At 60.8% G+C, this 18446-nt stretch carries 14 protein-coding genes; 5 read left to right on the forward strand and 9 right to left on the reverse strand.

Going from position 1 to position 18446, the window contains the following annotated elements; genetic code table 11:
* Positions 1-186: 186 nt before the first annotated feature.
* Positions 187-1647 (forward strand): membrane-bound lytic murein transglycosylase MltF, encoded by a 1461-nt coding sequence (gene mltF / locus U367_RS0116405; protein WP_028617827.1) that lies wholly within the window; start codon positions 187-189, stop codon positions 1645-1647.
* Between the two features lie 136 nt (positions 1648-1783).
* On the opposite strand, the gene U367_RS0116410 is transcribed toward mltF, so the two are convergent.
* The 5 genes from U367_RS0116410 to treP form a co-directional block, all read right to left on the reverse strand.
* Positions 1784-2062, reverse strand: a complete 279-nt coding sequence (locus U367_RS0116410; protein WP_028617828.1) for a PTS transporter subunit EIIB — start codon at positions 2060-2062, stop codon at positions 1784-1786.
* A gap of 2 nt (positions 2063-2064) precedes the next feature.
* Complete coding sequence (ptsP, locus tag U367_RS0116415) at positions 2065-4581, reverse strand: phosphoenolpyruvate--protein phosphotransferase (protein ID WP_028617829.1); 2517 nt, start codon at positions 4579-4581, stop codon at positions 2065-2067.
* Positions 4582-4724: 143 nt separating this feature from the next.
* A complete protein-coding gene (locus tag U367_RS0116425) occupies positions 4725-5945 on the reverse strand; it encodes a maltoporin (RefSeq protein WP_028617830.1) in 1221 nt (406 codons plus the stop codon).
* 94 nt (positions 5946-6039) lie between these two features.
* Positions 6040-7686, reverse strand: a complete 1647-nt coding sequence (gene treC / locus U367_RS0116430) for an alpha,alpha-phosphotrehalase (protein WP_028617831.1) — start codon at positions 7684-7686, stop codon at positions 6040-6042.
* Between the two features lie 119 nt (positions 7687-7805).
* The gene (gene treP / locus U367_RS0116435) at positions 7806-9248 is read right to left on the reverse strand and encodes a PTS system trehalose-specific EIIBC component (protein WP_028617832.1); all 1443 of its coding nucleotides are present in this window, start codon (positions 9246-9248) and stop codon (positions 7806-7808) included.
* A gap of 238 nt (positions 9249-9486) precedes the next feature.
* Between treP and treR the strand changes: the two genes are divergently transcribed.
* Positions 9487-10191 (forward strand): trehalose operon repressor, encoded by a 705-nt coding sequence (gene treR, locus U367_RS0116440; RefSeq protein ID WP_028617833.1) that lies wholly within the window; start codon positions 9487-9489, stop codon positions 10189-10191.
* Between the two features lie 198 nt (positions 10192-10389).
* Here treR and guaA read toward each other — a convergent pair whose 3' ends face one another.
* The 4 genes from guaA to U367_RS0116460 form a co-directional block, all read right to left on the reverse strand.
* Positions 10390-11967, reverse strand: coding sequence for a glutamine-hydrolyzing GMP synthase (guaA, locus tag U367_RS0116445; protein ID WP_028617834.1), 1578 nt, complete (start codon positions 11965-11967; stop codon positions 10390-10392).
* Between the two features lie 80 nt (positions 11968-12047).
* Positions 12048-13517 carry an IMP dehydrogenase gene (gene guaB / locus U367_RS0116450; protein ID WP_016977684.1) on the reverse strand — a complete coding sequence of 490 codons (1470 nt, stop codon included), beginning with the start codon at positions 13515-13517 and terminating at the stop codon, positions 12048-12050.
* 221 nt (positions 13518-13738) lie between these two features.
* Complete coding sequence (locus U367_RS0116455) at positions 13739-14287, reverse strand: hypothetical protein (RefSeq protein WP_028617835.1); 549 nt, start codon at positions 14285-14287, stop codon at positions 13739-13741.
* A gap of 135 nt (positions 14288-14422) precedes the next feature.
* Positions 14423-15190, reverse strand: a complete 768-nt coding sequence (locus tag U367_RS0116460) for a sulfite exporter TauE/SafE family protein (protein WP_028617836.1) — start codon at positions 15188-15190, stop codon at positions 14423-14425.
* A 99-nt stretch (positions 15191-15289) separates the two neighbouring features.
* Between U367_RS0116460 and U367_RS0116465 the strand changes: the two genes are divergently transcribed.
* From U367_RS0116465 to U367_RS0116475, 3 genes are read left to right on the forward strand one after another with little or no spacing between them, the layout of a single operon-like run.
* Positions 15290-16180 (forward strand): LysR family transcriptional regulator, encoded by an 891-nt coding sequence (locus U367_RS0116465; RefSeq protein WP_028617837.1) that lies wholly within the window; start codon positions 15290-15292, stop codon positions 16178-16180.
* Positions 16181-16190: 10 nt separating this feature from the next.
* Positions 16191-17570: an exodeoxyribonuclease VII large subunit gene (xseA, locus tag U367_RS0116470; RefSeq protein ID WP_028617838.1), complete on the forward strand. Its 1380-nt coding sequence runs from the start codon at positions 16191-16193 to the stop codon at positions 17568-17570.
* A gap of 3 nt (positions 17571-17573) precedes the next feature.
* Complete coding sequence (locus U367_RS0116475; RefSeq protein WP_028617839.1) at positions 17574-18395, forward strand: M23 family metallopeptidase; 822 nt, start codon at positions 17574-17576, stop codon at positions 18393-18395.
* Positions 18396-18446: the final 51 nt, after the last annotated feature.

Consider the following 18446-nt stretch of genomic DNA (forward strand, 5'->3'; position numbering starts at 1 on the left):
CGTCAGTTGGCCGGATTACCCCCCTTTAGAGGGGGCATGCCCGGCATCCGGCGCAGTTATTTTAACCGTCACAATCGCGCGCCAAGCCCCGTTTCTGCGGGCTGCAGCACAGTTTTACCGGCGCTAGCAGACAAGACCCGCGCTGTCGAGATATGGCGCCGTGGGCCGTTTGCGTATACTGCGCAGATGTTCTCCCCAACTGCTTTGCGCCCGCGATGCGCCAAATGGCTCATCGCCACCGGACTCTTCCTGATGCTCAGCGCCTGTGTTGATAAACCCAGCACGCTCGAGCGAATCAAGGAGGATGGCGTATTGCGGGTGGTCACCCGGAACAGCCCGGCGACCTATTTCCAGGACCGCAACGGTGAAACCGGTTTCGAATACGAACTGGTCAAGCGCTTTGCCGATGACCTGGGCGTGAAGCTGGAGATCGAGACCGCCGACAACCTCGACGACCTGTTCGGCCAACTGGGCAAACCCAACGGCCCGGTTCTCGCAGCGGCCGGCCTGGTCAGCAGCGAGCAGCGCCAGACGCAGGTGCGTTTCTCCCACCCTTATTTAGAAGTCACCCCGCAGATCATCTACCGCAACGGCCAGTCGCGCCCGACCAACGCGGCCGATTTGGTGGGCAAGAAGATCATGGTGCTCAAGGGCAGCACCCACGCCGAGCAACTGGCGGCGCTGAAAAAGCAGAATCCTGCGATTGAATACGAAGAATCCGACGCCGTTGAGGTGGTCGACCTGCTGCGCATGGTGGACGAAGGGCAAATCGACCTGACCCTGGTGGACTCCAACGAAGTGGCGATGAACCAGGTGTACTTCCCCAACGTGCGCGTGGCGTTCGACCTGGGCAACGCCAGCAACCAGAGCTGGGCGGTGGCCGCCGGTGAAGACAACAGCCTGCTCAACGAGATCAACAGCTACCTGGATAAAGTCGAAAAGAACGGTACGTTGCAGCGTCTGAAAGACCGCTACTACGGGCATGTCGATGTTCTGGGTTATGTAGGCGCCTACACCTTTGCCCAGCATCTGCAGCAGCGGTTGCCCAAATACGAGAAACACTTCCGCGCTTATGCCAAGGAAGAAAAGGTCGATTGGCGCCTGCTGGCAGCCATCGGCTATCAGGAGTCACTGTGGCAGCCGGCCGTCACCTCCAAGACCGGCGTGCGCGGCCTGATGATGCTGACCCAGAACACCGCCCAGGCGATGGGCGTGTCCAACCGCCTGGACCCCAAGCAAAGCATCATGGGTGGCGCCAAGTACCTGGCCAAGATCAAGGATGAATTGGACGACAGCATTGCCGAGCCGGATCGCACCTGGTTTGCCCTCGCCGCCTACAACGTCGGCACCGGTCACCTGGAAGATGCCCGCACCTTGGCCAAACGTGAAGGCCTGAACCCGAACAAGTGGCTGGACGTGAAGAAGATGCTGCCGCGCCTGTCGCAGAAGCAGTGGTACAGCAAGACCCGCTACGGTTATGCCCGGGGTGGTGAGCCGGTGCACTTCGTGGCGAACATCCGGCGTTACTACGACATCCTTACCTGGGTGACCCAGCCGCAGTTGGAAGGCAACCAGGTGGTCGAAGGCAACTTGCATGTGCCGGGTGTGGACAAGACCAAGCCGCCAGAAGATAACCCGCAGTTGTAAGACACACTCCCAAACACCCTAAGACTAATGTGGGAGCGGGCTTGCTCGCGAAAGCGGTGAGTCAGTCGCTACACAGGCTGACTGATACACCGCATTCGCGAGCAAGCCCGCTCCCACATTTGGATCTCCACTAGGCTTAAAGGCCGGTGAGTAGATGCACCACTCCGCCCGTCAGCACCATCACACCTGGCACCCCCGCTGCCTTTAACGCCGTAGTATCCACCTTCGCCACATCCTGCAACTGCACCCTCACCCGCGTCAGCGCCACACGCTGCTGCGACTTGAGGTTATCCGCCCCACCCAACGCGTTCAGCACCTCGACCGACAACAGGCTCTGCGTCGGCGCAGTGGCCGTCTCGGCAATCAAATCCGGCGTCAGGGCCTTCCAGAACGCCCGCTGCAATTTCTCGAACATACTCAGTGCTCCACGACAGGTGAGGTTTCTACGGTGGCCGCGTGATATTGGCGCAAGGCCTCACGCACCTGGGCGGCTTCTTCCAGGCCCAGGACCTGGCGGGCAATGATCTGGCAGTCAGCCAGGTCCAGCTCGCGCACAGTGGCTTTGATGGTGGGGATCAACGGCACGCTGACCGACAACTCGTCCACACCCAGCCCGATCAATACGGGTACCGCCAGCGCCTCGGACGCCAACGCGCCGCACACACCCACCCACTTGCCATGGGCGTGGGCGGCCTTGACCGTGGCGGCAATCAGGCGCAGTACCGCCGGATGGAAGCTGTCGGCCTGACTGGCCAGGCGCGGGTGGTCGCGGTCCATGGCGAGCGTGTACTGGGTCAGGTCGTTGGTGCCGATAGAGAAGAAATCTACATGGGGCGCGAACACATCCGCCATCAGCGCGGCGGACGGCACTTCAATCATGATGCCCAGCTTTGGCAACTCGGTGAGCCCCAGCGCCAGTGCTTCCTCTTCAAGGATCCTGCGCGCCAGGTGCAGTTCCGACAGCAGGCTGATCATCGGCAACATGATGTGCAGCCGTGCAAAACCGGCGCTGGCGAGGATCGCGCGGAATTGTTCGCGCAGCAGTTCCGGGCGTTCCAGGCACAAACGGATGCCGCGTAGACCGAGGAAGGGGTTGGTCTCGGCGTCCATCGGCACATAGGCCAAGGGTTTGTCGCCACCCACGTCGAGGGTGCGCACCACCAGGTTGCGCTCGGTGCCCAGGGCACGGGCGATCGCGGTGTAGGTCGCTGCCTGTTCGTCGGGACTTGGGGCACGGTTGCGATCCAGATACAGGAACTCCGATCTCAGCAGGCCGACGCCTTCGCCGCCGAGGCTCAGGGATTGCTCGACTTCCTGCAACGAAGCCACGTTGGCAGTGACTTCAACGTGATGACCATCGCGGGTAGTGGCAGGTAACGACGCCTGCGCCACATCGCGCTGATGGCGGAGCACCTGTTGTTTACGCGCAACGTCCAGCTGCTCGATTTCGGCCAGGTTCGGTTCGAGGTGCAGCTCGCCTTTGTCGGCGTCGAGCAGCACCTGCTTGCCATTGGCCACCGCCAACACCTGAGCCGAAACACCGCAGATAGCCGGCAGGCCCAGGGCACGGGCGAGGATTGCGACGTGGCTGGTCGCGCCACCACCGACAGTGACAAACCCCAGCACCTTGCGTGTGTCCAGGCTGGCGGTCTGTGAAGGCGTCAGTTGTTCGGCGATCAGGATCGCGCGCTCCGGCAACTCCCAGGCGCTGTCTTGTATGCCCAGGATCAGTTTCAGCACGCGCTGGCCGACGTCCGCCAAGTCTGCCGCACGCTCAGCGATCAGCGCGTTGCCCAACCCCTGGAATAGCTTGATGGTCGCGAGCGTGGCACTGTTCCAGGCGAACGCGGCACTCTTGCCTTCAGCCAGTAGGCGGTGGGCATGTTCCAGCAAGGTCGGGTCTTCGAGCAACTCCTGATGCGCGCGAAAAATCTCGGCCTGAGCGCTGCCAGCCGCCTTGTCCTGCAAAACCTGCAACGCTTCAGTGGCGGCGAGCAAGCCGCGCGTCAAAGCAGCGCGTTCCGTTGCTTCATCCGTGCCTTGCGCCGTGATGATCAACTCCGGTTCGGTCACTTGAACGACCTGACCAAACGCCGAGCCCGGTGATGCACACACGCCCCGCAGCAAGGTTGCCGGCGACTGCGTTGCGACCGGCTCGGCAATGCTTGCCACTACCTCGCCACAGCCTTCAGCCAACAAGACCACCAGCGCCTTGATCGCCGCCTCGGCGTCCTCGCCCGCCGCGCTCACTTGCAAGGTATCGCCCTGCACGGTTTGCAACGCCATGATCGCCACCAGCGATTTGGCGTTGGCACTCTGGGTTTGCTTGTGCAGGTAAATACTGGCGTTGAAACCTTTCGCCGCCTGGGCAAATACCGCTGCCGGGCGGGCGTGCAGGCCGTTGGCGTTGGGCAAGGTCAGCGGCTTGGAGAACACTGCATCGCCCTCCTCTTCGTCCGCTGCTTCCACGACCGCACTTGGGGATAACTGCAACAGCGGCTGGCCCATTTGCACCAGGCCGTCCGCCAACAGGCTGAAGGGCTCGCCGCTGACCACCAGCATCAAGGTCAGCAAACTGCGTGCGTTGAGTGCCACGTAGTCGGCATCGAATTCGATCAACGGCTGCCCGACCTCCACCCGCTGGCCTTCCTGCACCAACCGGGTGAAACCCTGGCCCGCCAGGTTCACGGTGTCCAGGCCGATATGCATCAGCACCTGGACGCCGTTGTCGTCGGTGACACTGACCGCATGCCCACTGTCCTGGATATTGCTGATCACCCCGGCCAGCGGCGCGCAGAGCGTCTGCGACGTGGGGTCGATGCACAGGCCATCGCCGATCAGGCGGCTGGAGAAAACCGGGTCCGGCACCTTGTCCAGCGCCAGCAGCACACCCGACAAGGGCGCCAGCAATTCCAGGGGTTGAGTTGTGGTCATGACTTCACCTGCTGTTTTGTTCTGTAAATAACCCTGTAGGAGCGAGCTTGCTCGCGAAGGACGTCAACGATGACGTACGCATCCTGGATGAACGCGGTGCCCTTGCGTTTTTCGCGAGCAAGCTCGCTCCTACAGAGAATTGATTATTTCCACCAATATTCGACTTGCACGCCAAAGTTCGACCCATGTCGCGCCGTGCCATAGGCACCGGTATCGGACAACGCCGACCCCGCCGCCAATTCATTCGCCGCACGCTTGGCCGCTTCGTTCCAGGTTGCATAGGTGTAGTACAAGCGCACCTCCGGACGAGCCCAGAAATCCGGGCCTTTGGGCGACCAGGTCGGGGCGAAGGTAAATTTGCTCAGCTTGCGCGTTCCGCCCGTGGCCTCGACTTGATCATGCCCAAGCTCGGTGACCAGTTTGAATTGCTCGCTGATGGCGTATGCCGGGCGCACACCGAGGGACATCCAGGTCTGGTCGCTTGAGCCTGGGCGAATGTCTTTCTGATACACGGCCTCGATCTGCCCGCCAAAACGCGGGGTCACCTGCCAGTCGAAAAACTCCACGGCGCGGTAACTTTTGCTGCTGTTGTCCAGGAAGGTATTGCCGGTGTAACCCAGGCCAGTGCCGGGGCCCTCGCCGTACTGCAAAGCGAACTTGTTCTTGCCGCCGAGGAAAGGTTTTTGCACGTGCTGCGCGGTGATCGCCCAACCGCTGTTGGTGTCGCGCCCGCCGGCTTTTTCGATGTAACTCAAGCCCAATTCCAGCTCACCGCCGGGGTTGGTCTTGAAACCTGCGACGTTGAAGTCGTGACGGGTGGCGTATTCCTTCTGGTACAGGTTGTCCTTGCGGGAAATCGCGTAGCTGTACTTGAGGTCGCCGATCAGCACGTCCTCGATCCCCCCACCCGTGGCGCTCTGGTTCCAATAGTAGAAGTCTGAGATATGGATGTCGTTTCGTTTGTAGTAACGCCGACCGGCCCACACCGAACCGCCATTGAGGCTGGGCAGGTTGGACCATTGCGCATACATCTGCGGCATGCGCGCCGAGCCATTGTTCTCGCCCTGGAACTTCAGCTCACGGTCGTACTTGTTGTAGAGCGATGCCATGGCATCGACGCTGAGCACCGAGCCGTCGTCGAGGGTGAGCAGGTCCTGGCGCAGTTCTAGCTCGGCGTATTGTTCGCATTCGTTACCCAGGCGGTATTTGGATTGCGCCCCGGGCAGTTGGAAACATTGCTGTGGACCGCTGCCCGTCGAGGTGCCCGCGCCGCTGCGCAGGTAACCGGCAAATTCCAGGGCTTGAGCGCCAAACGGCAGGCTTAGACAAGACGCAACGAGGCCCAGCTTTATTCTTGTTTTCATAAAACGCTCCTAATATTTTTTCTTATTGTTATTGCGTGGTGCACGCTCCCTTGTAGGAGTCGGCTTGCCGGCTCCTACAGTGGGTCGCGGTATTTCAGTCTTTCAGGTGCAGCACAAACGATTCGTAGGGACGCAGCGCTACCGTGGCGGTACGTTGCGGGCAGTCGGGGTAGTTGCTGATCAGCAGGCGCTGTTCGCGGGCCGGGTTGATCACGTTGTCCGGCAGCTGGATTTCGCAGGGCGTGCCGTAGAAGTTGTTCAGCACCAGCAGGCGTTCGCCATGGCCCTCGCGCAGGTAGGCCCAGACCTGCAAATGGTCCTGCAGCAGTTGGCGATACACGCCCTTCTGGATCAGCGGTTCGTGACGACGCAAGGCGATCAGCGCGCGGTAGTGATGCAGCACTGAGTCCGGGTCATCCAGTTGGCTTTCGACGTTGATCTGCGCCGCGTTGGCCGGAATGCCAATCCACGGCTCACCGCTGCTGAAACCGGCATTTTCCCCGGCACTCCACTGCATCGGCGTACGGCCGTTGTCGCGGGACTTCTGCATGATCGCGGCCATGCTCGACGCCTCGGACTCACCCGCATCGCGCTTGAGGCGGAAGATGTTCAAGGTCTCTACATCGCGGTACTGCTCGATCCTGTCGAAGCCAGGATTGGTCATGCCCAGCTCTTCGCCCTGGTACACAAACGGCGTGCCCTGGAGGAAGTGCAGCGCGGTCGCCAGCATCTTGGCCGAGACCACCCGATGCTCGCCGTCATTGCCGAAGCGCGAGACCACCCGTGGCTGATCGTGGTTACACCAGAACAGCGCGTTCCAGCCGCCACCGGCCTGCATGCCCAGTTGCCAGTCGGAGAAAATCTGCTTGAGCTGCAAGAAGTCGAAGTCGGCCTTCACCCACTTCTGCAGGTTCGGGTAATCGACTTTCAGGTGATGAAAGTTGAAGGTCATCGACAGCTCTTTCGACTCTGGCCGTGAGTAGCGGATGCAGTGTTCGAGGCTGGTGGACGACATCTCGCCGACGTTGATCAGGTCATGCCCTTCGAAGACTTCGCGGTGCATTTCCTGCAGGTAGTCGTGCACGTTCGGGCCGTCGGTGTAGAAGCGACGGCCGTCGGTGTTGTCCTCGGGGAAATCGGCGGGCTTGGAGATCAGGTTGATCACATCCAGGCGGAAGCCGCCCACGCCCTTGTCGCGCCAGAAGCGCATCAGCTTGAACACTTCGGCGCGCACCTTGGGGTTGTCCCAATTCAGGTCGGCCTGGGTGTGGTCGAACAGGTGCAGGAAGTACTGGCCGGTTTGCGCCTCGTATTCCCAGGCCGAACCGCCGAACTTGGATTCCCAGTTGTTCGGCTGGTCGCGCCAGATGTAGAAATCGCGGTAAGGGTTGTCGAGGCTACTGCGTGCCTGCTGGAACCATTCGTGTTCGATGGAGGTGTGGTTGACCACGATATCCAGCATCAACTTGATGCCGCGCTTGGCCGCTTCACTGATCAGCAGGTCGCAATCGGCCATGGTCCCGTAGCTGGGGTCGATGGCGTAGTAGTCGCTGATGTCGTAGCCGTTGTCCCGTTGCGGCGAGCGCAGGAAGGGGGTGATCCACAGGCAGTCGACACCCAGCCATTTGAGGTAGTCGAGTTTGTCCACGATGCCCAGCAGGTCACCGGTGGCGTTACCCGCATGGCTGTGGAAGCTTTTCGGGTAGATCTGGTAGATCACCGAGTGTTGCCAGTCTTGCATGGTGGGTTCCTTCAGTTGATTTGTGTACAGGCCTCTCGGGCCTCATCGAGGGCAAGCCCGGCTCCCACAGGGGAACGCGTTTCAAATGTGGGAGCTGGCTTGCCTGCGATGGCGTCGGGTCAGGCGACCCTGTACCCAGGCCGAACAATCTTGATGCTCAACGCACAGGTCAAAACAAACGGCACCACCATCGCGATGACCATGCCAATCACAAACACCGCGATGGATTGCGGCACGATCGAGATAAACCCAGGCAAGCCTCCCACCCCGATGGCCGAGGCCTGCACCTTGTTCAGCGCGAGGAAAATGCTGCCCAATCCCGAGCCCACCAAGGCCGCATAGAACGGAAACTTGAAACGCAAATTCACCCCGAACATCGCCGGCTCAGTAATGCCGAAGTAAGCCGAAATCGCCGAGGTCGACGCCATGCTTTTATCCCGCGCATTGCGGGTCATGTAGAACACCGCAAGCGCAGCGCTGCCCTGGGCCAGGTTGGACATGACGATCATTGGCCAGATAAAGGTGCCGCCCTGAGTAGAAATAAGCTGCAGGTCCACGGCGAGGAACATGTGGTGCATGCCGGTGATCACCAACGGCGCATACAGCAGGCCGAAAATCGCCCCGCCGACCATCGGTGCCAGGTCGAACAAGGTGACCACGCCTTCAGTGATCAGGATGCCGAGGTGACGCGTTACCGGACCGATAATGGCCAGGGCCAACACGCCGGTGACGACGATGGTGGTGATCGGCACGACCAGCAATTGAATCGCGTTGGGCACTCGCGCCCGCAACCATTTCTCGATCACGCTCATCACATAGGCGGCCATCAGGATCGGTAGGATCTGCCCCTGGTAGCCGACTTTTTCAATCTGGAACCAGCCGAAAATATCGAAGTACGGCAGGCTCTGGCCGTCGAGACCGGCGACCGCCTTGCCGTAGTTCCAAGCGTTGAGCAGGTCTGGATGCACCAGCATCAGGCCAAGCACGATGCCGAGGATTTCACTGCCGCCAAACCGCTTGGCCGCCGACCAGCCCACCAGCGCCGGCAGGAACACAAACGAGGTGTTGGCCATCAGGTTGATCAGGCTCCACAGGCCATCCAGATTCGGGTAGGCCTCCAGCAGCGTCTTGCCCTCGATGAACATGCCCTTGGCGCCCATCAGGTTGTTCACGCCCATCAACAGGCCGGCAATGATCAGCGCGGGCAGGATCGGCATGAACACGTCGGAGAACACCCGCACCAGACGCTGCATGGCGTTGGTCTTGTCGGCGCCCTTCTTCTTCACGTCGGCGATGGTGGCGGCAGCGAGGCCGGTCTGCTCGCGCAGGGCAGCGTAGACTTTTTCCACTTCGCCGGGGCCGATCACCACCTGGAACAGGCCGCCGGTGAAGAACGAGCCCTTGACCAGATCCACTTGGTTCAGCGCACTGCCGTTGACCAGGCTCGGGTCCTTGAGCGCCAGGCGCAGACGGGTGACGCAGTGGGCAGCTTGCTCAAGGTTGTCGCTGCCCCCGAGGTTCTCGAGAATCTCGCGGGCGATAGTCGAATAGTCGTGGCTCATGCTTGGTTTCCACTTTGATTTTTTTATTTGGGGGCAGTCATTGGCAGCACGCCGAGGGCAAAAGTACTCGTCTGCACGAGTTAAAGCAACAACTCGTCTGTACGAGTTACATTTTGTTTATTTTTTGTAGGACAGCGCATGGCTACAAGCCGCATAAATCCAAGGGTCTAATGGACAAACCCCCGCTCTGCCACTAAGGTTCCTGCCTTGACCGCAACCCCGGCAAAGAGCCATCCCCATGAGCAAATACAACCAGATCTATACGGATCTGCTTGCCAGCATCACCACCGAACGCCTGCAGCGCGGCACACGCCTTCCCTCCGAAACAGAACTGATGGACAGCTACCAGGCCAGCCGAGGCACCGTGCGTCGGGCCATCGAGCAGTTGCAGGAGCGTGGCTTTGCGCAAAAAATCCACGGCAAGGGCACTTTCGTGTTGTCGCCCAACCCGATCGAGTTCCAACTGGGCGGCATCGTCAGCTTCCACGAAACCCACGCCGACCTGGGCGATGACGTACGCACCGAAGTGGTCGAGTTCACTCAATTCCCGCTGGAAGGCTCACTGCTGCAACACATCGAAGCCGAACCCGGCACCCTGATCACCCGCATCAAACGGGTACGGCGCATCGGCGGCAAACGGGTGATCCTCGACATCAACCATTTCGTTGCCGAGGTGATTCCGGGGTTGGACCGCGACATCGCCGAACAGTCGATCTACGCGTTTATCGAACAGACGTTGCAGCTGCAAATTGCCTATGCCCAACGCACCATCGAGGCCCTGCCACGCGGCAAGGACGACCAGACACACCTCGACCTCGAAGGGCAGAGCCATGTGATCGTGGTGAGTAACCAGACGTTTTTGCAGGACGGGCGGCAGTTCGAGTACACCGAGTCGCGGCATACGTTGGATAAGTTTTACTTTTCGGATATTGCGCGGCGCTGAGCAGCCTGACGCGCCCACTGTAGGAGCCGGCTTGCCAGCGATTGCATCCTTGAACCCGCCACATCATTCATGGGCCTCATCGCTGGCAAGCCAGCTCCTACAGAGAATCGGGGTGATCCATTTACCGTATTCCATAAACACAAAACCCCGGCACATGGCCGGGGTTTTGTTGTTCAGCGTTCACCTGCTACTGCAGGATCACTCCCACTCAATCGTCGCCGGCGGCTTGCTCGACACGTCGTAAGTCACGCGCGAAATGCCTTCGATCTCGTTGATGATACGGCCGCTGACAGTTTCCAGCAGTTCGTACGGCAGGTGTGCCCAACGTGCGGTCATGAAGTCGATGGTCTCTACGGCACGCAGGGCCACGACCCAGGCGTAACGACGACCGTCACCGACAACGCCAACCGATTTCACCGGCTGGAACACCACGAATGCCTGGCTGACTTTGTGGTACCAGTCGGCCTTGCGCAGTTCTTCGATGAAGATGTGGTCGGCGCGACGCAGCAGGTCGGCGTATTCCTTTTTCACTTCACCGAGGATCCGCACGCCCAGGCCCGGGCCTGGGAATGGGTGGCGGTAGACCATGTCGTACGGCAGGCCGAGTTCCAGGCCCAGACGGCGGACTTCGTCCTTGAACAGTTCGCGCAGCGGCTCTACCAGCTTGAGGTTCATTTCCTCAGGCAGGCCACCCACGTTGTGGTGGGACTTGATCACGTGGGCCTTGCCGCTCTTGGCACCGGCCGACTCGATCACGTCAGGGTAGATGGTGCCTTGGGCGAGGAACTTGATGTTGTCCAGTTTGTTGGACTGGGCATCGAAGACGTCGATGAAGGTGCGACCGATGATCTTGCGCTTCTTCTCCGGGTCGGACTCGCCGGCCAGGTTGTTCAAGAACTGATCTTCAGCATTGGCGCGGATCACTTTGACGCCCATGTTCTCGGCGAACATGGCCATTACTTGCTCGCCTTCGTGCAGGCGCAGCAGGCCGTTGTCGACGAACACGCAAGTCAGCTGGTCGCCGATGGCTTTGTGCAGCAGGGCTGCGACCACGGAGGAGTCAACGCCGCCGGACAGGCCGAGCAATACGTTGTCGGTGCCGACCTGGGCGCGAACCTGGGCGATGGCATCTTCAGCAATTTTCGACGGGGTCCACAGGGCCTCACACTCGCAGATGTCGAGGATGAAGCGCGACAGGATGCGGCCGCCTTGCTTGGTGTGGGTCACTTCCGGGTGGAACTGCACGCCGTAGTAACGACGCTCGTCGCTGAACATGCCGGCGATCGGGCAGCTCGGGGTGCTGGCCAGGATGTGGAAGTCTTCCGGCATCTTGGTAACCTTGTCACCGTGGCTCATCCACACGTCGAGGCCGAACAGGCCGTCGGCGTCGACGTGGTCTTCGATGCCGTCCAGCAGGCGGCTCTTGCCGACCACGTCGACACGGGCATAACCGAATTCACGCAGCTCGGAACCTTCAACTTTGCCGCCCAGTTGCTCGGCCATGGTTTGCATGCCGTAGCAAATGCCGAAGACCGGTACGCCCAGGTCGAATACGGCTTGCGGGCAGCGTGGGCTGTTGGCTTCGTGCACGGACTCGGGGCCACCGGCGAGGATGACGCCTTTCGGTGCGAATTCGCGGATCGCTTCGTCGTCCATGTCGAACGGATGCAGTTCGCAGTACACACCGATTTCGCGCACGCGGCGGGCGATCAGTTGGGTGTACTGGGAACCGAAATCGAGGATCAGGATGCGGTGGGCGTGAATGTCGAGGGCCATGAAGTCAGTCTCGTCTAATGAATCAGAAACAACTCGGGGCTGAAGAACAGCCCCGGTTACTTAACAGTTTGCTGGAAGCATCAACCTACGCGGTAGTTTGGCGCTTCCTTGGTGATCTGCACGTCGTGGACATGGGATTCAGCCATGCCGGCGCCGGTGATCCGTACGAACTCTGGCTTGGTGCGCATTTCTTCGATGTCGGCGCTGCCGGTGTAGCCCATCGAGGAACGCAGGCCGCCCATCAGTTGGTGGATGATTGCGCTCAGAGTGCCTTTGTACGGCACACGGCCTTCGATGCCTTCCGGGACGAGCTTCTCGGCGCCTGCCGAGGAGTCCTGGAAGTAACGATCGGAAGAGCCTTGCGCCTGGGACATGGCGCCCAGCGAACCCATGCCACGGTAAGCCTTGTACGAACGGCCCTGGAACAGTTCGATCTCGCCTGGCGCTTCTTCAGTACCGGCGAACATCGAGCCCATCATCACGCAGGAAGCACCGGCTACGATGGCCTTGGACAGGTCACCGGAGAAACGGATGCCGCCGTCGGCGATCAACGGTACGCCAGTGCCTTCAAGGGCTGCGGCGACGTTGGCGATGGCGCTGATTTGCGGCACGCCCACACCCGCGACGATACGGGTGGTGCAGATCGAGCCTGGGCCGATACCGACCTTGACCGCATCCGCGCCCGCTTCGGCCAGGGCCTTGGCGGCAGCGCCGGTGGCGATGTTGCCGCCGATCACTTGCACGTCAGGGAAATTCTGTTTGACCCAACGCACGCGGTCGATCACACCTTTGGAGTGACCGTGGGCGGTGTCGACCACCACCACGTCAACGCCGGCAGCGACCAGGGCCGAAACACGGTCGCCCGTGTCTTTACCGGTGCCGACCGCCGCGCCAACGCGCAGACGACCTTGGTCATCCTTGCTGGCCAGCGGGTAAGCCTTGGCTTTTTCGATGTCGTTGACGGTCATCATGCCTTTGAGGGCGAATTTGTCGTCGACGATCAGCACACGCTCGATGCGGTGCTTGTGCAGCAGTTCGCGCACATCGTTCTTGTCGGCGCCTTCCTTGACAGTGACCAGACGCTCTTTGGGCGTCATCACTTCACGGACGGTGACTTCAAGACGGTTCTCGAAACGCACGTCACGGGAAGTGACGATACCGACCAGGTCGCCATCGTGCAGCACCGGAACACCGGAGATGTTGTGCAGGCGGGTCAGGTCGAACAGGTCGCGCACGGTGGCGTCGGCTTCGATGGTGATCGGATCTTTCACCACACCGGCTTCGTAACGCTTGACCTTGCGCACTTCGGCAGCTTGCTGCTCGATGGTCATGTTCTTGTGGATGATGCCGATGCCGCCTTCCTGAGCCATGGCGATGGCCAGACGGGCTTCAGTGACGGTGTCCATGGCAGCGGAAACAAGGGGAATATTCAGCTCGATGCCACGGGTTAGGCGGGTCTTGAGACTGACTTCGTTAGGAAGCACCTCGGAATAACCGGGCACTAGGAGAATGTCGTCGAATGTCAGAGCTTCTTGGCTGATACGCAGCATCGCGGGGGCTCCCGAGCGGGAAAATGGAAGCGCGCCATTATATACATGCACCCTGCCGGGCTCAATGTAAAACTCTGACAAACTTGGTAATACTGATAGATGGGGGAAAACAGCCCTCTGTAGGAGCCTTCTTCCCGGCGATGAGGCCCTCGAGCCTGGCGCTCGACCATTGGGCGCTATCGCCAGCAAGCCGGGCTCCTACAGGGGTGCGCGGCAGTGAGTTACAACTCGACTTTGACCCAACTCATCTTCTGGTCCAGCCAATCGGCAAATTCATCGATAAAACTCTGCTTGAACCCGGCCTCCGCCCAGTTGTTGAAGATAAATCCCAGGTTGGAAAACCCGCATTGCTGTAGGAACAGGAACCCGTTGATGTCGTCTTCATGCCCACACAGCGGGCAGGTGAAGTTGTCGGTGTGGCCGGGCATCCAGTCTTCGAGGCTTTCGAACAGGGCTTCACCGACTTCCTTGCGGCATTCCGGGCAACCGGCTTCTTCGAGGAAACCCTTGGCCGGCGTGTAGATGCAGCGCTTGTAGATGATCTCCAGGCCGTTGATCGGCTCGTTGAACGGCAGCGCCTCGGGGTACAACACCACGGCGCGAGCGCCATCGGCGAGGGCATAGCCCATGCGATTGCCGGTACGGCCGCAAGTGGTGAGTTCTTCCTTGATGATGTTCTTGCGCACCAGCCAGCGCACGATTGCCCGGGCGCGGGGTTCGTGGACGGGCAAAGTGGAGATTTTCGGAACAAGGATGCTTTGGGAATTCATGAGAGTCCTGCGGTGTGGCCACTGGCGCTATCGCCGGCAAGCCGGCTCCTACAGTTGATCGCATTTCAATGTAGGAGCCGGCTTGCCGGCGATGAGGCCCTGAAGGCTGGCAGCTTAATCCCTGCCCCACACAGGTCAAGTGCTCAGGTAGCGTCCGATCAGTGCAATACCGCTCGCCAGCACCAGCCAAGTCACCAGTCTTACAAACGCCTCATGGGACATACGCATCGTCAGCCTACGCCCACACCACAGCCCGAGGGCCATCGCCGGCAGCAGGCACACCGCCAACATCAACAGCGGCAAATCAGCATACACCCCGGCTACCAGGAACAGGCTCAGCCGCACCACCGTGCTGCAACTGATCAACGCACTCTGGGTGGCGCGCGCGGCGTCCTTGGGCAGGCGGCTATTGAGATAGATCGCATAGAGAAAGCCGCCACTGCCAAACAATGCGCCGAACAAACCACCGACGGTGCCCATGGGAACCGACCAACCCGCCGCCAGTTGGGCTGGCCGTGCCTTCACTGCCAAGCTGTAGACCGCATAGACGCTGATAAACAAGCCCATCAGCAGCAGTAGCAGGTCCGAATGCAGATTGAGCAAAAACACCACGCCCAGTGTGCAACCGATCGCCATGCACGGCAGCAAGCGCAGCAGCTCCGGCTTGTTCACGTCCCGCCGCGATTGCAGCAGGTTGCCAAACGCCGCGACAAAATCCAGCAGCACCAGCAGTGGGATGATCTTCGACAGCGGCATGAACAGGATCAGCAGCGGCCCCGCCACCAATGCGGTGCCAAATCCCGCGATACCGAACACGATATAGGCCACGACAATGCCCAGGCCGATCACCAGCCAATCCACACCACCAAACGACCACTGGCTCATCAGCTCAACCGGGTTCATGGGTCATTCCTTATTAGAGATGGCCTTCACTTTAGCCAGCGCCGAGAGATGCGACTAATATCTTCAAAGCCCTCCACCCATCTCGAAAAGGCATGACGTGTGATTTCCACCCGCCAACTGCGTTACTTCGTCGAAATCGCCGAAAGCGGCAGCTTCAGTGCCGCCGCCGAGCGCCTGTTTGTGGCGCAATCCGCCTTGAGCCGGCAGATCAAGGAGCTGGAAGCCCAGTTGCAAACGCCACTGTTCGAGCGTACTGCACGCCAACCACGACTGACCGCTGCGGGTGAGGCCTTCTATCCGCGAGCACGCAACCTGCTGAGCGAATTGCTCAAGGCCAGCGAAATGGCGACACAGGTGGGTAATGGCGAACTGGGTACGCTGCGCCTGAGCCATTCAAGCACTGTGCCGATGAGCGGCCCATTGCTGCAAGGCATCAGCACCTGGCTGGAACGCTGCCCTGGGGTGTCGATGGACATCGTCAAACTGTCCTCCGAAGCGCAGTTGGAAGAAATCGCCGACGGTCGCCTGGAAGTCGGGCTGTTGCGCCTGCCCGTGTTGCGCCAGCGCGAAGGCGTGCGAGTCGTGCCTCTATATAGCGAGCAACTGTTGCTGGCGGTGCCGCCGAATCATGGGCTGGCGCATAGCAATGCGCCCATCGAACTGGGCCAATTGAAGGACGAAGCGTTTATCTCGATCCCCCATCCCCAGCGGGGCGGCTTGAGTTATCTGTCAGCCGAATTGTGCATGCGTGCGGGATTTTTCCCCAAGGCTGCACGGGTGATGTCACGCAAGACCACCCAATTGCAGTTGATCCAGGCCGGCTTCGGTATTGCCTTGTTACCAAAATCCATGCAGGACATCGCGCCTGCCAATGTGCACTTTTTGCCCCTGGCCGACCCGGACTGCCTCAGCACCGTGGCCCTGGCCTGCGCGCAGAGGCCGAGCGCGCTGGTGGAGCAATTCTGCCAAACCTTGCACGAATGCCTATAAACTGCCGCCCATGATTAAAGATCCTTTTGCCCGTTTGGGCCTGGACCGCGAAGTCCTGACTGTCAGCCAGCTGAACGGCCGTGCGCGGGTGTTGCTGGAAGACGTGTTCACCAATATCTGGGTCGAAGGCGAGATCTCCAATCTCGCCCGCCCGGCCTCTGGCCATGTGTATTTCACCCTCAAGGACAGCGGCGCCCAGGTGCGTTGCGCGCTGTTTCGCAACAACGCCGCGCGGGTACGCCAGGCGCTGAAGGACGGCCTGGCGGTGAAGGTACGCGGCAAGGTTTCGCTGTTCGAGGGGCGTGGTGATTACCAACTGATCCTCGACACCGTGGAGCCAGCCGGTGATGGGGCACTGCGCCTGGCGTTCGACGCGCTGAAGGAAAAGCTCAGCGCCGAAGGCCTGTTCAGCGCCGAGCGCAAAGTGCCGCTGCCGGCGCACCCTCGGCGCATCGGCATTATCAGTTCGCCGACCGGCGCGGTGATTCGCGACATCATCAGCGTGTTCCGCCGTCGTGCGCCAAACATTGAACTGACCCTGATCCCCACCGCCGTGCAAGGCCGCGAAGCCATCCCGCAGATTGTGCGCGCACTGAAACTGGCAGATGCACGCGGCTTCGATGCGCTGATCCTGGCCCGTGGCGGCGGCTCGCTGGAAGACCTCTGGTGCTTCAACGAAGAAGCCGTAGCCCGCGCGGTGGGCGCCTGCGTCACGCCAATCGTCAGCGCTGTCGGCCATGAAACCGATGTATCCATCAGCGACTTCGTGGCCGACGTACGCGCCCCTACCCCTTCTGCTGCTGCTGAATTACTGGCACCGGACGCCAGCCATTTGGTGCGCCAGGTCGAGAACCTGCACCGCCGCCTGGTGATGCTGATGCGCAATCGCCTGAGCCATGACCGCCTGCGACTGGAGGGCATGGCGCGACGCCTGCGTCACCCGGGCGAACGTCTGCGTCAGCAAGCCCAGCGCCTCGATGACCTGGACATGCGCCTGCGCCGTGCGTTCGAGCGCAGCCTCAATACCCGCCGTGAGCGCCTGATCCGCCTGGAAACCCGCCTCGCCGGCCAGCACCCCGGTCGCCAACTGGCACTGCTGCGCCAGCGCCTGGAGAGCCTCGCCGAACGCCTGCCCCGCGCCATGCGCGAAGGCCTCAAGGCGCGCCGCCTGCAACTGCAGAGCCAGGTGCAGACGCTGCAGGTGGTCAGCCCGCTGGCGACCTTGGGCCGCGGCTACAGCATCCTGCTGGACGAGCGCGGCCAAGCGATTCGCAATGCCGCGCAAACCCACACCGGCCAGCGCCTCACCGCGCGTCTCGGTGAAGGCCAATTGCAAGTGCGGGTGGAAGACAACCACCTGACACCCGTCACCCTTTCGTTATTGGATTGATTGATGCCACGTCTCTTTAGCCTGCTGATGTTGTTTTGCCTCGCCTTCAACGCCAACGCCGACAGCTACATCACCCGTACCTTGAACAAGCCAGTGCCGGGTGGCGTTGCCGTGGTTGAGCTGGGCCCCGCAGCAGCGGCGCCAAAAGCCACCTATCAGGGCAAGCCGGTGCTTGTGGTGAAAGAGGCGGACAACTGGCTGGCGATTGTCGGTATTCCATTGACGGTCAAGCCAGGCAACGAACGCATCAGCAGCGGCGGGCGCAACCTGCCGTTTATCGTTGGCTACAAGAAGTACCCGGAACAACGCATCACCCTGAAAAACAAAAGCCAGGTGAACCCCGACCCGGCGCAGCTGAAACGCATCGAGGCGGAGCTGGCGGTGCAGATCAAGGCTTACCGAAGTTTCAGCCCGAGCCTGCCGAGCAACCTGGTGCTGGACAAACCGGTAAACGGGCCGCTGTCGAGCAAGTTTGGCGTGCGGCGGTTCTTCAACGGTGAAGAGCGCAATCCCCATTCGGGCCTGGACTTTGCCGTGCCGGCCGGTACACCGATCAAGACGCCGGCCAACGGCAAAGTGATTTTGGTAGGCAACTACTTCTTCAACGGCAATACCGTGTTCGTTGACCACGGCCAGGGCTTTATCAGCATGTTCTGCCACATGTCGAAGATCGACGTGAAAGTCGGTGACCAGCTCGCGCGTGGCGCGGTGGTGGGTAAAGTCGGTGCCACAGGCCGCGCGACCGGGCCGCACATGCACTGGAACGTCAGCCTGAACGACGCGCGAGTCGACCCGGCGATCTTTATTGGCGCGTTCCAGCCCTGAAACGCTCGATTGCGCGCCTGATAATGGGCGCGCAATTAAAACCAGCCTTCG

The sequence above is a fragment of the Pseudomonas canadensis genome (assembly GCF_000503215.1).
Taxonomy (GTDB): Bacteria; Pseudomonadota; Gammaproteobacteria; order Pseudomonadales; family Pseudomonadaceae; genus Aquipseudomonas; species Aquipseudomonas canadensis.